The sequence below is a fragment of the Synechococcus sp. UW140 genome (assembly GCF_900474295.1).
Taxonomy (GTDB): Bacteria; Cyanobacteriota; Cyanobacteriia; order PCC-6307; family Cyanobiaceae; genus Synechococcus_C.
Map to the genome: position 1 here is coordinate 1 of NZ_UCOB01000019.1, position 15184 is coordinate 15184.

Consider the following 15184-nt stretch of genomic DNA (forward strand, 5'->3'; position numbering starts at 1 on the left):
GAAGGGAGATCTGCGCGATCTGTTGGAGCAACTGCCGGAACTGCAGCGGAAGGTGTTGCGGATGCGCTATGGGATGACGGGTGAGGATCCGATGAGCCTCACCGGCATCGCTAAGTCCCTGAAGATGAGTCGAGATCGCACCCGGCGTCTCGAGCGCGAGGGTCTTGAAATGTTGCGTCGTAGGGATGCACAGCTTGAGGCTTATGTGGCCATCTGAGCCATTCGCCCAAGCTGCATTCACGTGAGATGTTAGGCCTGATTTTGCAGGCCATTGCTTGAAGCCTTTGTTGGATCTTTGCTGAAACGATGGTTCAGATTGCGGCAATCGAAGCAACTGCTGCTGTGGACGATCAGCGGCTCACGGCTTCTGAATCACCCGGCGCAACACCTCGGGCTGGTTTCAGAAGAACTCGTCAAAGTTGTCGAAGTCAACAGCCTTGAAGGTTCCAGCCTCCACCTGTTTCATCAGGCCTTCAAGCTGAGTCCAAAGGGCTCCTCCTGTCAGCAGAGATAGCAATAACGCAACCAGGAATGCGGCTCCGGAAGCAAATCCAAACACCTGCAGAGAACCACCGATGAACAGCGTCACTCCGATCACGATGCCCGCATAGCTGCTGGTGGTTTCGAGGCGGCCAAGGGGGAGCAACGGCAGTCGGTCGTTTTTCCAACCATTGAGCCGATCTTTGATTAGTTGCGCGAAGGTGAGACCACACACCACCCCGATCGCAAGCCCCAGGCCTGCTAGCAAATACGGGGGCTGACTGATCCTGGCGTATTCGAGAAGGATCTCGTCAGCATTGAGATCTCCGAACAAGCCGGAGTAGGTATCAAGATCAGCTTGCTGCAGGTCAACGGGCGCGAAATCTGGCGCGAGTGCCATGGCTAGGAGGCTCCGTTGAACGGCAGAACAACGATCGACCTTAAAGGACTCATGCTGCCGCCAGAGGGTTCAGACGCTGCAGCATGGTCTCGGCCATCTTCACTGGTGCGAAGGTTCGGCCAAGCATCGATCCCAGGGCGCGAAGATCACTGGTACTCAAGCGATCGTCCTTAATCAGGGTGAGCAGGAGGCGCCGGCGCAGATCGCTGCCATCTTTGCCAAGCAGCAGTTTTAGTCCCGCCCCAGCCACTGGGATCAGCTCTAGCCCAGGTGAGGTTCCACTGTCTCCAACCACCTGAAGCAGGCTCTCCAAGCGTTCAATCCGCAGTTGGCCCTCTTGATCGAAGATCACCTCCAGGAGCTTCTCTCGCATTTCTCGGGTGTCTCCCGCTAAGAGCCGCTTGGCCACATAGGGGTAGGCCACTGCAATGATCCTGAAGTCAGGGTCCAGCCGCAGGGCAAGACCCTCCTGGCTCACGACGGCACGGATGATCAGGGCGAAGCGAGCTGGCACCCGGAAGGGGTAGTCGTACATCAGCTCTGAGAAGCGGTCGGTGATCGCCTTGAAGTTGAACGAACCGACCGAATCACCAAGGCTGCCTCCTAAAACCTCCTCAAGCGCCGGCACAATCGGTGCAAGGTCTGCATGGGGAAGAAGGAAGCCCAGTTGTTGGAAGTCTCGGGCAAGGGCTTCAAATTCTCTGTTGATCAGATGCACGACAGCCCCGGTGAGCGTGAGCCTGTCGGTATCGCTGATTGAGTCCATCATTCCGAAATCCACATAGGCCACGTGGCCGAGTTCGCCGGTACGGCCGCTGAGTGCGAATAGATTGCCGGGGTGGGGATCGGCATGGAAATAGCCGAACTCAAGCAACTGCTGCAGGCCACTAATCACGCCAGTGCGGATCAGGGCACTTGGGTCAAGGCGTTGAGCACGTAGTTCCTGGCGATCGCGCAGTTTGGTGCCGTGAATCCAGCTTGTGGTTAGCACCCGTCGTGAGGTGAGCATCCTCTCCACCCGCGGTATCGTCACTGCAGGGTTGTCGGCAAACAGGCCAGCGAATCGCTCGGCATTGGCTGCTTCACGTTCGTAGTCGATCTCCTCGAAAAGACTGCGACCAAATTCATCGATGATCTCCCCGAGCCCGAAGCCGAGGTTGAGCGGCAGGAAGGGGGCGGTGAGGACGGCGAGACTGCGGATCAGCACCATGTCGCGCCGAAGGATGAAGGCGAGATTGGGGCGTTGGACCTTCACGGCTACCCAGTGCTGGCCGTGGAGTCGAGCCCGGTACACCTGGCCGAGACTGGCTGCGGCCATGGGCTGATCAGGGAACTGTTCGAACAGTTGCTCCACAGGAGCTCCGAGCTCCTCCTGAATGGTGGCAAGGGCCACGGCATGGTCGAAGGCGGGCAGATCGTCCTGCAGGCGCGTGAGTTCCTCCAGCCAGTCCCTCCGGATCAGATCCGGTCGAGTCGAGAGAGCCTGCCCGACCTTGATGAAGCATGGCCCCAGGTTGGTCAGCGTGCGCAGCAGCGTTCGCGCCAGTTTTCGCTGCACTTCCGGATCTTTGCTGTTCCCTCGGATCAGCAGGCTCAGCATCAGCCCAAGCAATGCCCAGATGAGGTGCAGAATCCTGGGGAGTGCAATCCAGGGCCTGAACAGCAGCCACCGACTGTCGCGTCCGGGTTGGTAGCGCAGTGAAGCGCTCTGCTGGTCGGCGCTGCCTGCCATGCCGTTGGGGAGTGAAGGCCACGAATCTAGGCAGCAGTTGAGAAGCACTGGTCGTGCTGATCAATGATGGAACGAACCGGCGAACCGGCTTTGGACACGCCTTTGATGCCGCTGTTGCGTCCAGGTCGGGGACGGTGGCTGCATTTGCCCGCCCACGGAGGAGGGCCTGGATTGCCTGCCGCGATGCGGCGTTTGCTCTCTGGTCGCCCTGGCGTTTGGGATTTGCCCGAACTGCCCGCAATCGGTGGTCCTTTATTAGAAAATGGCGCCGTAGCCGCCAGCCAGCATGCGGCGGCGGCGGCTTTCGGCGTTGACCGGTGTTGGTATGGAGTGAACGGCGCCACTGGCATGCTCCAGGCCGCTCTCTTGGCGATGGCCAAGCCTGGGCAGGCGCTCTTGATGCCACGCAACAGTCATCGCAGCCTGATTCAGGCGTGCGCTCTGGGGGGCATCACCCCGGTGTTGTTTGACCTGCCATTCATTGTCGATCGCGGTCATGTGGCCGCTGTCGACGCGGTTTGGCTGGAAGGTGTGCTCGCTGTCGTCGAGGCCGAAGGGCACGCGCTTTCCGGTGCCGTTCTGGTGCAACCCACCTACAACGGCTATGCGGTTGATCCCGCTCCCCTGATCAAACGTCTGCATCAGCAAGGCCTGCCGGTGCTGGTGGATGAGGCCCATGGCAGCCATTTCCTGCCAGGAGTAGACCCCAGCCTTCCGGCGTCTGCGCTTCGGGGCGGCGCTGACCTTGTGGTGCATTCCCTGCACAAGTCGTCCACAGGGCTGGGACAAACGGCCGTGTTGTGGCACCAGGGTCAGCGGGTGGATCCTGACGCCGTATCACGAAGTCTGGGTTGGTTGCAGACCACCAGTCCCAGTGCCCTGCTGCTGGCGTCCTGTGAGGCATCTCTCGCGGATTGGACCACCCGCTCCGGTTTATGCCGTTTGCGCCGGCGCCTTGATCAGGCTCGTGCGTTGGCTGAACAGTTGCGCGACCAAGAGCTCCCCTTGCTGGAGACCGCCGATCCTCTGCGGCTGATTTGGCACACCGCTGCAGCAGGGATCAGTGGATTGGACGCCGATGAATGGCTGATGGCCAGGGGGCTCGTGGGTGAACTTCCGGAACCGGGCTGTCTCACCTTCTGTCTAGGCATGGCCACCAGGTCTGGCTTGCGGCGCACGATGGTTCGCCACTGGAGCGGTCTGCTGCAACACCTCGGACAGGCCAGGCCCTTGCCTCCCTTCACTCCGACTCCCATTCCTTTGCTCACCTCCCCGGCTATGGATTGTGGAGAGGCTTGGCGCGCACCCAGCCGTGAAGTGACGTGGGCGGATTCCGTGGGCGGGATTGCGGCTCAGTTGGTGTGCCCGTACCCGCCAGGTATTCCTCTGCTTGTTCCGGGCGAGCGTCTTGATGTGTCCCGCGTGAACTGGATCGAGCAGCAGCGTCGCTTTTGGCCGGATCAGATCAGCAGTAGGGTAAGGATTGTGGCCTGAAGGTCAGGCGATGCAGAGCGTTTCCCGGCAGCGCCTGGTCAGCGGTCTTGCAGCCGGCCTGTTCGGATTGGTGGTTGTAGGCCTTGGCGGCTGGTGGTTCACCGTGGCCCTTGGCGTGATCGTGCATCTTGGCTTGCTGGAATTCTTCCGCATGGCTCAGTGCACGGGCATTCGGCCTGCCACCAAAACCACCTTGGTGGCCTGTCAGCTGCTGCTGATCAGCACCCAGTGGGATCTCACCGGCGGCCTGCCATCCCATCTGGCGTCAGCCGTGTTGCCGCTATCAGGCGCTGCGATCTGCGGTTGGTTGTTGTTGCAGCCGGTCACCGGTTCGATTGCCGACATCGCGGCATCGATCTTCGGCCTGTTCTATCTGGGATATCTGCCCAGTCACTGGCTTCGTCTGCGTCAGCTCGGTAGCCCTGAGCTCCTTCCTCATGGCCCTGCCTGGTTGACAGCTGGTCTCGTCATAACCCTGATGGCCTGCTTGATGATCGTTGCTAGCGACATCGGGTCCTATTTGATCGGTCGTCGCTTTGGTCGGCTGCCCCTGTCTCCGATTTCGCCTGGCAAAACAGTGGAAGGAGCCCTTGGCGGGATGCTGGCAGCAGTGGCTGTGGGCATCACCTTTGCCCTCTGGTTGCACTGGCCTTTGGCCGTCTTCACCGGTGGCTTGCTCGGGGCGCTTGTGGCGTTGTTCGCCCTAGTGGGTGATCTCACCGAGTCGATGATGAAACGAGATGCTGGGTTGAAGGATTCAGGCGATGCTCTGCCTGGTCATGGCGGCATCCTTGATCGGATCGATAGCTATCTGTTCACACCGGCCGTGGTGTACTACGCGGTCACGTTGTTGTTACCGCAGTTGCCTTACGGATAAGGCCAAGTTCAGGGTGTGACGGTGGCCCCGCCATTGAGGTGAAGCTGGCCTGCTTTGAGATCTGCCGCTTCGATAGTGATCTTTTGATCCATCGGCAGTAGCACCTCTCCTTCCGCCTCAATCCTGCAGATGCGCAGCGTGCCGTTGGCGGCATCGAGCCGAAAGCGCTTGCTCACCACTTCCCCCGCATTGCTCACCGGAGCGGTGAGCACCAGGATGTCATTGTCGATCTCCAGGCCGCCCAGGGTGGAGAGCCCCATTAACTGCTCCGCGAGCCAGTCCCCAAGCCAGCGCCAGCGTTCGGTGAGCAAGGCACGGTTGAGATCAACGCCGCGCATGGTCACGGCACCCGTCAGCTGAAAATCGTGTTTCAGTTGGAGGATCTGACCGGGCTGGGCGGGGTTGAGGTTGAGGCTCAGTGGTCCGCTACGCAGTTCAGCGTGATGGATTGGAAGCCCCTGAAAAGTCACCAGACGTCCTTCCAGTTCTACGCCGTTCAACTTGCCCTTCAGCAGCTGGAGAGCGGACCCGTTGAGCAGCAGATTGAGGTCGCCGACCTCGTCACACTGGCTGCGGATCCATAGGTTCAGGCCATTGGCCAGAAACTGCAGGATGGGCCCTGAGCTGGAAGCCTGTTCGCTCATGCTGACTGTTCCATCACGTTCCAGCGCTGGGCCACCAATTCAGCTTGATCGAGATGGGGCAGATGTCCACAGGCGTCGACCTCTTCCAGCCGTGTCCCCAGTAGCTCTTGCGCCGCTTGCTTTTGTGGTGCTCTCAAGATGCGATCCTGCTTGCCCCAGAGCACATGCAGCGGCTGGGAGGGCAGCGGCTCACCACAACCGGCGAAGCCACCACTGCGGGCGAATGCCGCTAGGGAACGCCCCCAGCCGGGCACCTGGAGGTGAAGGGAGGCGATCTGCAATTCCGGAGCGCCAACACTGCTGGCGGGGTCGGCGAAGGCCTGACGGCATAGCCCCTTGCGTACTCCCTGACGGCCAAGGAACCACACTCCGAGCTGATCGAGCCCGGGTGGCAATGGTCTTGGTGTTCCGTCAAGGCCTGCAGGTGAGAGCAGGAGCAAGCGGCCAATGCGCTCAGGATGGCGTCGCGCCAGTTCCATCGCCACCGCTCCTCCCATCGAGGCACCGATGATGCCGATCGGTTCAGGGCTGGGAAGCTTCTCGAGCAGATGGCTCAGATGGTCGAGCACCGCTTCTGGTCCAACGGCTGCGTTGTCGTGCCTCGGGCAGAAGCCAAATCCATAGAGATCGGGAATGACCAGGCTGTAGCGATCGCGCAGCAGGGGCACCAGACGACGAAATTCCAGATGGCTGCTGTCAAATCCATGCAGGAGCAGAACCGGCATGCCGCTGCCGTGTCGCACGACTGGGTACTGATCGGGGATCGGACCTGGCAGCTTCCACCACTCCAAGCCTTCCAGCAGTGCTCGAGCCTGGGGATCTAGCAATGTGGTGGCGGCGTCTTTGAGAAGCTGCCGGTTGCTCAAGCCTGACTCTCCATTGGCTGACGATGGGTGTCGTGAGCTTCAGTTTCCATGCTCACCAATGCCTCGAGCAAGTCGGTGTCGCTGACATTAAAGGGCAGGTGGTGGAGGTCCGATCCGGGTCGGCAGGCAAAGCGACAGGCCATCTGCAGTTCGTCCAGACCAGCCCTCCCGAGCCCGAGATCCTTCAGAGAGACCGGCAGCTTTAGCGCTTGGAGGAGCGGAAGCAACTGTCTTCGAGCCTGGGCTGCGAGTTGATTGCCGCCCAATCGTTCCTCCAGTCGAAGTTGCACCAGGATTCCGAAGCCCACCTTTTCGCCGTGGAGCACGCCATGACAGGCCATCAGCTGGGTGAGACCGTTGTGGACAGCGTGGGCAGCCACCGTGCGGCATTGGGCTCCACCTAGACCGCCGATCAGACCAGCGGTGAGGGCGCAGGCTTCGGCGACACGCACCCATGCCTCACTTGCAGGGGTGTTGAGGGCTTCCTCGGCATCCAATAGCAGCTGATCGCGCAGCACTCTCGCCATCTGTACGGCCTGTTGGATCATGCCGTCACTGCTGGACCCACTGCTGACAGACGCCTCATACCACTTGGCCAGGGCATCGGCGACCCCGCTGGCAAGGGTTCGGCTAGGGGCCTGTCGCACCAGGTTGTGGTCAAAGATGAGTAGATCCGGGCAGCGCTTAAGGCTGACATCGCCGCGGAAGGCTCCCTTTCTGGAATAGAGATTGGCAAGGGCCGTCCAACCGGCACAGGTGGCAGCGCTCAGCGGCACGGTGATACAGGCGATGCCGAGGCGATCGGCCAGCAGCTTGCCGGCGTCGAGAACTTTTCCTCCTCCTGCTGCGATCACGGCGTCGCAGTCATTGAGCGTGAGCTGCTCCTGAAGCTGCTTCAGATCCTCTTCGCAGCAGTCGTGGTCGAGGGTTAACTCGACCGGGTCAAGCCCCTGCGAGCGCAGATCACGATTGAGTTCGCGGCGCAGATGTTGTGTGGCTTCACTGCGACCGAGCAGAGCCGGGTGTTTGCAGAGATCAGAAATCAGCTGCAAACCTTCCTGCCAGGCGGACTGTCCGCGGATCACCTGGGCAGGAGCGATGGCCTGCGTGGAGCAGGCTGATGATTGGAGCTGCATCGTTGGCTCAGAGGCCGGCGCTGGCCAGTTCAGGGGTGACTGGTGTTGCTGCATTGCGGTGACGCACGATCACTTTCTTGTCGTCATCGACATCGACTTCAACGCAGTCTCCATCCTTGATGCGTCCTGAAAGAACCTCTTCAGCAAGGCTGTCTTCCAGAAGGCGCATCACAGCACGGCGTAGGGGACGAGCTCCATAGGCGGGGTTGAAGCCCTCCTCAACGAGACGTTCCTTGAAGGCATCGGACACCGTGAGCGTGATGCCTTTTTCGCCAATGCGTGAGAACACCTCCCGCAGCATGATTTCGGCAATCTGCTTTACCTCTTCACGGTTGAGCTGACGGAAGACGATGATCTCGTCGAGACGGTTGAGGAATTCGGGACGGAAGTACTGCTTGAGTTCTTCGTTCACCAGTGAGCGGATGCGGTTGTACTGGTTCTCTTCGGCGTTTTCACCTGAGAACTCGAAGCCAAGGCCGCCGCCGCCTTTCTCAATCACTTTCGAACCGATGTTCGACGTCATGATGACAAGCGTGTTCTTGAAGTCGACTGTGCGGCCCTTGGAATCGGTCAGGCGGCCATCTTCGAGAAGCTGCAGCAGCAGGTTGAACACATCAGGATGGGCCTTCTCGATTTCATCGAAGAGAACAACGGTGTAGGGGCGGCGACGCACGGCCTCAGTCAGTTGTCCACCCTCGTTGAATCCGACGTAGCCAGGAGGGGAGCCAATCAGCTTGCTGACGGTGTGGCGCTCCATAAATTCAGACATGTCGAGGCGGATCATCGCCTCCTCGCTGCCAAAGAAGTAGGTCGCCAGAGCCTTGGTGAGCTCAGTTTTTCCGACCCCCGTGGGTCCGGAGAAAATAAAACTTGCAATGGGGCGGTTGGGATTCTTGAGGCCGACCCGGGCCCGACGGATCGCTTTCGACACCGCTTTGACGGCTTCGTCCTGGCCGATTAGACGCTTGTGGAGTGTGTCCTCCATATTGAGCAGCTTCACCGATTCGCTTTCGGTGAGCTTCTGCACAGGCACACCGGTCCAGGACGCCACGATTTGGGCAATATCCTCCTCATCGACTACGGGGGTGGTGAGTTCAGCTGTCTGAGGCGCAGGGCTTTCGATCGGGGCGAGTGGCTCTGCTGTCACAACTCCAGTCGTGCTCGCTGACGCATCCACGTCTGTGCCAGAGGGTTCAGCTTCGCTGCTGACGTTTTCAGCTGCATCGCGGTTGGTTTGCAGCAGGCTGCGGATCTGTTCGCGCAGTTCAACTTCCTTATCTCTCAGTTCACCGGCACGGGTGAAATCCTGTTCACGCACGGCTTGTTCTTTGTCCTTTTGCACAGCACGTAGTTCCTTATCCACCTCTTTGGCTGCAGGGGGGAGCTTCGAATTGAGCAGGCGTACGCGGCTTCCAGCTTCATCGACCAAGTCGATGGCCTTGTCGGGAAGGAATCGGTCGGAGATGTACCGGTCACCCAAAGTGGCGGCTGCCTCAAGGGCTTCATCCGTAATCTTGAGACGGTGATGCTGTTCATATCGCTCCCGCAGGCCGCGCAAGATCTCGATCGTGTCTTCGATCGAGGGCTCTCCCACATTCACAGGCTGGAAACGTCGTTCCAGGGCTGCATCTCGCTCAATGTGCTTGCGGTATTCATCCAGCGTGGTGGCACCGATGCATTGCAGTTCACCTCGGGCCAGTGCCGGTTTGAGGATGTTGGCGGCATCGATCGCTCCCTCGGCGGCACCGGCGCCAATCAGGGTGTGAACCTCATCGATCACCAGGATCACGTTTCCTGCGGACTTGATCTCCTCCATGATCTTTTTGAGCCGCTCTTCGAACTCGCCGCGATATTTGGTGCCGGCCACCAGCAAGCCAATATCGAGAGTGAGAACACGCTTCTCTTCAAGAATGTCAGGAATGTCGCCCTGTTGAATCCGTTGGGCTAATCCTTCTGCGATGGCTGTCTTGCCCACGCCGGGCTCGCCAATCAGCACAGGATTGTTTTTGGTGCGACGACCCAGGATTTGAATCACCCGGTCGATTTCATTCTGACGACCGACGACAGGGTCGAGCTTGCCCTCTCCAGCTAATTGGGTGAGGTTGCTGCCAAATTCATCGAGAGTTGGAGTTTTTGTGGATCCTTTACTGCCACTGCTGCCCGTACCAGCACCCACTTCGGCGGTTTCGCCGAGCATGCGGATGACCTGTGTGCGCACCTTGGCAAGGTCGACGCCAAGATTCTCGAGCACCCTTGCGGCGACACCCTCGCCTTCTCGAATCAGGCCAAGCAGCAGATGCTCGGTACCGATGTAGTTGTGGCCCAGCTGACGTGCTTCTTCGAGTGACAGTTCGAGGACCCGCTTGGCTCTTGGGGTGAAGGGGATCTCAACGGCCACAAAGCCGGAACCGCGACCGATGATTTTCTCGACTTCGACCCGAGCGTCCTTGAGATTGACGCCCATTGACTTGAGAACCTTGGCGGCAACACCAGTGCCTTCACCAATTAGACCGAGCAGAATTTGCTCTGTTCCAACAAAATTGTGCCCCAGGCGGCGGGCCTCCTCTTGGGCCAGCATGATCACCTTGATGGCCTTCTCGGTAAACCGCTCGAACATCGTCCAGGCCGGAAGTAGATAGAACTAACTTATCAGGACCGGAGCAGGATTGTGGCAAATGGCTTCGGCTGACCACATCCCTTGCCAGTAGCGGGCTTGGCTCAGGCAAAAGTATTAATCAAGCCATTCAAATTGACGGCGATTTCTATCGCTCAGGCCGGTTATCCGCACCCAAAAACAGCGGTCACTTGCCGCATGCCTATCAGGTCAGACTTCTCCACTGAATCAGGGCATCTCGTCCGTCGCTGTAGTAGCCGCGACGGCTTCCGCAGCTCAAGAAGCCGCAGCGTTGATAAAGAGCAAGAGCTGCTGCGTTACAGCTGGCGACCTCCAGCGTTGCGCTGACTGCACCGGCCCTGCGTGCCTGCGCAAGCAAAGCACTGAGAACAGTTCTCCCCAATCCACGTTTGCGTTGGCTGGGTGTCACGGCCAAGGCGGTGATCTGTAGTTCATCCACCACCAGCCAACCGCAGGCGAGTGCCGCTAGCCGTCCCCCTGCCCGGATGCCGATACAGAGGCGATCACTCGCTTCCAGTTCGCGCTGCCACTGGTTTGCTGTCCACAGTCCATCCATAGCCTCGGTATCGAGCAGCAGGCAAGCCTCCAGATCGTCAGGTCCCAACGCAAAGGGTGCAGCGTTCAACTCCATAGACAGGGCGCGGCGTCCAGCTCGTTTTGGGATTGATCGCGTCGCTTCCTACATTGACCTTGATGCCTGCCCATGTCTGAGCTCCATGCCCCAATCTTTCGAGTCCGGCTGTGATCCGCTCAGTCCGAATCGCAACCTGGCCCCAGTGACCGCCAGGCTTGATGACCAGGGCTGCATGACTGTGGGTGGGTGTCGCCTTAGCGAGCTGGCTCAGCGTTACGGAACGCCTCTGTATGTGCTTGACGAAGTGGGGATTCGGGCCGCTTGTGGCGCGTATCGCACCGCCCTTGAGCGTCATTACCCTGGCCCGTCCTTGGCTGTGTATGCATCCAAAGCCAATAGCTCCTTGGCGATGACAGCAATCGCTGCTTCGGAGGGCCTCGGACTGGATGCTGTCTCTGCAGGCGAGCTACTCACAGCCCTCAAGGGGGGCATGCCCGCTGAGCGGATCGTGCTGCATGGCAACAACAAATCCGATGAGGAACTCCTGCTGGCCTATCGCAGCGGAGTCACGATCGTGGCTGACAACCAGCACGACCTTGACCGATTGGAGGTGCTTGTTCCGGATGGTGCCCACCCCGCGCAGCTGATGCTGCGTTTTACCCCAGGGATCGAATGCCATACCCACGAGTACATCCGAACCGGGCATCTCGATAGCAAGTTCGGCTTTGACCCGGATCAGCTTGAGCCAGTGCTGCGTCGGCTCAAGACCTGTGCCTGGGCGTGCGTCACCGGTTTACATGCTCACATCGGCTCTCAGATCTTTGAGTTAAACCCTCATCGTGATCTTGCGGCAGTGATGGCGGATGCCCTTCAGCTTGCCCTTGAGCTGGGTCATCCCATTCGAGACCTCAATGTTGGCGGTGGACTTGGCATCCGTTATGTGCAGTCAGACGATCCCCCGACGATCGATGCCTGGATTCAGGTTGTGGCTGATGCTGTGGTGAAGGCCTGCCGTGAGCGCGACCTTGCCCTGCCGCGTCTCCTCTGTGAGCCAGGTCGATCGTTGGTGGCGAGCTCAGGTGTCACCCTCTACAGGCTCGGTTCTCGTAAGGAGGTGCCGGGAGTGCGCACCTACCTCTCCGTGGATGGCGGCATGAGCGACAACCCGAGGCCGATCACTTATCAGTCTCTCTACACAGCCTTCTTGGCGGACCGCCCCCAGGCGGAGGCCACGGAATCAATCACCCTGGCTGGTAAGCACTGTGAATCCGGCGACGTGTTGCTCAAAGATTTGGCCCTCCCCCCTAGCGTCAGTGGCGACGTGCTTGTAGTGCTGGCCACCGGCGCCTACAACGCCTCGATGAGTTCCAACTACAACCGTATTCCCCGTCCTGCTGCAGTGCTCGTCCATGACGGCATTGCCGATGTGATTCAGAGAAGGGAATCGTCGGAGGATCTTTTGCGCTACGACAATCTGCCCACTCGCCTCAACCCGAGGGTATCGGTAGGCTAAGAGCAACATCGGGGTGAAGGAGTGAGCTGGCCGGGTTGGTTTGACGCGCGCCTGCTTGATGTTCTTCTTGCTTCTGCCCTTGGGTTTCTGCTCTTCTCTCGCATCAGTGAGCAGCGTTCGCTTTGGTTATTGCGCGGCTACCTCCTTCTGGTGGCCTTGGCTTGGGTCTTCAAGGGGGTTCTTCTCGCATCCGATACCCCTCTCCTTCCCCTCACCGCAGCCCTGATCGAGGCCTTGGTCCTGGCTTGTTCATTGTCCCTGGCGATTCTCTGGCAGGGGGAACTACGCCGGCTGATGGAGCTGTTAGGGACTTGGCGTCTAGATGTCCTTCTCGCCAATCCCGCCAGCAAATTGCGGGTGAAGGCTGGCACTGTCGCTCAGCTCACCGACGCGGCGGGTCGTCTTTCCCAGAGCCGTCGCGGAGCCTTAATCGTTGTCGATCTTGGCAGTGATTTGCGTCCGGAAGATTTCCTCAATCCAGGCGTGACGATCGATGCGCAGCTCAGCAGTGAACTGATCCTCAATCTGTTCGCATCCGATACCCCTCTCCACGATGGTGCTGTGGTGGTGAAGGGCAACCGGATCGTGGCCGCTGGTGTGATCCTTCCTCTCTCTCGGCAGGGTCATAGTCGCTATGGCACGCGTCATTTGGCCGCACTCGGGATCACCGAGCGGTTCGATCGATGTATCTGTGTTGTGGTGTCTGAGGAGACCGGAACCCTGTCTTTGGCCAATTATGGTCGGCTCGAACGACCGATCACAAGCAGCCGTCTCCAGGGGCTTCTCACCGAGTTAATGGGCGTCACACCAGCGGTGGCAGCTCCCACCGCTACTACATCTGGGGCTTCTGGGCGTAGCGTGTCCGTTGCCAATCAGGACATCGTTTCGTGAGCCGTCGTCTGGCTGCTGCTTCCAACGATTCGATCGGCAAGGTGTGTCCGGCTGAGCTCGACCCCATTTGTCTGCCGGCCCATGTCGCGGTGATCATGGATGGCAATGGGCGCTGGGCCCAAGCCCGTGGGCTTCCCAGGGTGATGGGACACCGTGCCGGAGTTGAGGCTCTGAAGTCGACGTTGCGCCTTTGCAGCGACTGGGGTGTCAAGGCCCTGACCGCTTATGCCTTTTCCACTGAGAACTGGTCTCGCCCTGGAGATGAGGTCAATTTCCTCATGACTCTGTTTGAGAGGGTGCTCCAGCGCGAACTGCAGGGCCTGGAAGCAGAACAGGTGCGGATTCGCTTTCTCGGTGACCTTCAGGCGCTTCCCGAGAAGCTGCAGAACCTGATTGCTGACGCCACCGCACGCACTGCTGCTAACACCGGCATTCACTTCAATGTCTGCACCAATTACGGTGGCCGGCGCGAACTGGTTCTGGCCGCTCAGGCCTTAGCGGGCCGGGCTGCACGCGGGGAGTTGGATCCAGCCACGATCGACGAAAACACTATGGCTGCTGAGTTGTACACCGCAGGAGAGCAGGACCCAGACCTGTTAATCCGAACCAGTGGTGAACGACGCATCAGCAATTTCTTGCTCTGGCAGCTGGCCTATGCCGAAATTCACGTCACTGATGTTTTCTGGCCTGATTTCAACCGGGATGCTCTGATGGCGGCTCTAGTGGATTATCAGGGTCGCAAGCGTCGTTTCGGAGGCCTTGAAGCACTTCGGACCGACGCTCTGGGATCCTGAACAACAGCAGATCGGCGTTGATGACGGACTCGTTTACCTTGCGCCACGACTGGAGCATTGCAGAAATCCAGGCCATTCTTGATGCGCCGCTGATGGATCTGCTCTGGCGGGCGCAGCAGGTGCACCGGCAGGCCAATCCCGGCTATCGCGTGCAGTTGGCGTCCTTGCTCAGCGTCAAGACCGGGGGCTGTGAGGAGGACTGTGCCTATTGCCCCCAGTCCATGCACAACAGCAGTGATGTGTCGGGCCAGCCTGAACTGGAGGTGGAGCCAGTTCTGGCAAGGGCCCGTGTCGCCAAGCAGGCGGGGGCTGACCGTTTCTGCATGGGCTGGGCCTGGCGCGAAATTCGTGATGGCGCCCCCTTTGAGGCGATGCTGTCGATGGTGCGTGGTGTGCGCGAAATGGGGCTTGAAGCCTGCGTCACTGCCGGCATGCTTACTGATGCCCAGGCCATGCGTCTGGCGGAAGCCGGCCTAACGGCTTACAACCACAATCTTGACACCAGCCCTGAGCACTACGACCGGATCATTACGACCCGCACCTATCAGGAACGCTTGGAAACACTGCAGCGGGTGCGCAGGGCTGGGGTGACCCTTTGCTGCGGAGGGATCATCGGTATGGGTGAGAGCGACCGTGATCGTGCCTCAATGCTGCAGGTGTTGGCCACGATTGATCCCCATCCCGAGAGCGTGCCCATCAATGCATTGGTGGCTGTGGAGGGAACCCCGTTGGAGGAGCAGACACCTGTGGAGCCTCTTGAGCTCGTGCGGATGGTGGCCACGGCCAGAATCCTGATGCCCCACAGCCGCGTGCGCCTCAGTGCTGGCCGCGAGCAGCTCAGTCAGGAAGCCCAGATTCTCTGCCTTCAGGCAGGCGCTGATTCGATTTTCTATGGAGAGACCTTGCTCACCACCGGCAACCCTGCTGTGGAAGCGGATAAGGCGCTGCTGGCGGCTGCCGGCGTGCAGGCCAGTTGGCAAGCGCAACCGGAAACGCACGCATGCAATTAAGGGCTGAGCAAGCTTGCCCTAGGCATGTTCTCGATGCTGTCCTCGTGCCATCAGGGGGTGTCGCTTTGAGCGGGCAGCTCAACGAGTAAGGATCAGCCAGACTTCATTTTCGCGCCTGAGTGTTTCGGCTTTGGTTAT

At 59.6% G+C, this 15184-nt stretch carries 14 protein-coding genes; 7 read left to right on the plus strand and 7 right to left on the minus strand.

Annotated features, from left to right (window positions below; all coding sequences use genetic code 11):
- Positions 1-217 (plus strand): sigma factor-like helix-turn-helix DNA-binding protein (locus tag DXY10_RS07095; protein ID WP_305791064.1); only part of this gene is annotated, 217 nt, incomplete at its 5' end.
- A 183-nt stretch (positions 218-400) separates the two neighbouring features.
- On the opposite strand, the gene DXY10_RS07100 is transcribed toward DXY10_RS07095, so the two are convergent.
- Positions 401-880, minus strand: a complete 480-nt coding sequence (locus tag DXY10_RS07100; RefSeq protein WP_115017815.1) for a hypothetical protein — start codon at positions 878-880, stop codon at positions 401-403.
- A gap of 49 nt (positions 881-929) precedes the next feature.
- A complete protein-coding gene (locus DXY10_RS07105; RefSeq protein ID WP_170955734.1) occupies positions 930-2612 on the minus strand; it encodes an AarF/ABC1/UbiB kinase family protein in 1683 nt (560 codons plus the stop codon).
- Between the two features lie 63 nt (positions 2613-2675).
- Here DXY10_RS07105 and DXY10_RS07110 point away from each other — a divergent pair, with 63 nt between their 5' ends.
- Both DXY10_RS07110 and DXY10_RS07115 read left to right on the plus strand, forming a co-directional pair.
- Positions 2676-4106, plus strand: a complete 1431-nt coding sequence (locus tag DXY10_RS07110) for a lysine decarboxylase (protein WP_371411131.1) — start codon at positions 2676-2678, stop codon at positions 4104-4106.
- A 10-nt stretch (positions 4107-4116) separates the two neighbouring features.
- A complete protein-coding gene (locus tag DXY10_RS07115; RefSeq protein ID WP_115017940.1) occupies positions 4117-4983 on the plus strand; it encodes a phosphatidate cytidylyltransferase in 867 nt (288 codons plus the stop codon).
- 8 nt (positions 4984-4991) lie between these two features.
- Here the strand turns inward: DXY10_RS07115 and DXY10_RS07120 are convergent, their stop codons facing one another.
- The 5 genes from DXY10_RS07120 to DXY10_RS07140 all read right to left on the minus strand — a co-directional run bounded on the left by DXY10_RS07120 (position 4992) and on the right by DXY10_RS07140 (position 10895).
- Positions 4992-5627: a DUF2993 domain-containing protein gene (locus DXY10_RS07120; protein WP_115017817.1), complete on the minus strand. Its 636-nt coding sequence runs from the start codon at positions 5625-5627 to the stop codon at positions 4992-4994.
- On the minus strand, positions 5624-6493 hold the full coding sequence (locus tag DXY10_RS07125; RefSeq protein WP_115017820.1) for an alpha/beta fold hydrolase: 870 nt from the start codon (positions 6491-6493) through the stop codon (positions 5624-5626). Before DXY10_RS07125 ends, DXY10_RS07120 begins: the two co-directional genes overlap by 4 nt.
- On the minus strand, positions 6490-7629 hold the full coding sequence (locus tag DXY10_RS07130) for an iron-containing alcohol dehydrogenase (RefSeq protein WP_115017945.1): 1140 nt from the start codon (positions 7627-7629) through the stop codon (positions 6490-6492). Before DXY10_RS07130 ends, DXY10_RS07125 begins: the two co-directional genes overlap by 4 nt.
- 7 nt (positions 7630-7636) lie before the next feature.
- Positions 7637-10246 (minus strand): ATP-dependent Clp protease ATP-binding subunit, encoded by a 2610-nt coding sequence (locus DXY10_RS07135; RefSeq protein ID WP_115017823.1) that lies wholly within the window; start codon positions 10244-10246, stop codon positions 7637-7639.
- 202 nt (positions 10247-10448) lie between these two features.
- A complete protein-coding gene (locus DXY10_RS07140) occupies positions 10449-10895 on the minus strand; it encodes a GNAT family N-acetyltransferase (protein ID WP_115017826.1) in 447 nt (148 codons plus the stop codon).
- A gap of 85 nt (positions 10896-10980) precedes the next feature.
- Here DXY10_RS07140 and lysA point away from each other — a divergent pair, with 85 nt between their 5' ends.
- The 4 genes from lysA to bioB are packed head-to-tail and all read left to right on the plus strand — an operon-like array spanning position 10981 to position 15046.
- The gene (gene lysA, locus DXY10_RS07145) at positions 10981-12351 is read left to right on the plus strand and encodes a diaminopimelate decarboxylase (protein WP_115017828.1); all 1371 of its coding nucleotides are present in this window, start codon (positions 10981-10983) and stop codon (positions 12349-12351) included.
- Positions 12352-12372: 21 nt separating this feature from the next.
- Entirely contained in the window at positions 12373-13242 is an 870-nt protein-coding gene (gene cdaA / locus DXY10_RS07150) for a diadenylate cyclase CdaA (protein ID WP_115017831.1), read from the plus strand.
- Positions 13239-14036 carry an isoprenyl transferase gene (locus DXY10_RS07155; RefSeq protein WP_115017834.1) on the plus strand — a complete coding sequence of 266 codons (798 nt, stop codon included), beginning with the start codon at positions 13239-13241 and terminating at the stop codon, positions 14034-14036. The genes cdaA and DXY10_RS07155 overlap by 4 nt, the downstream gene beginning before the upstream one ends.
- A 20-nt stretch (positions 14037-14056) precedes the next feature.
- Positions 14057-15046: a biotin synthase BioB gene (gene bioB, locus DXY10_RS07160; protein ID WP_115017836.1), complete on the plus strand. Its 990-nt coding sequence runs from the start codon at positions 14057-14059 to the stop codon at positions 15044-15046.
- Positions 15047-15184: the final 138 nt, after the last annotated feature.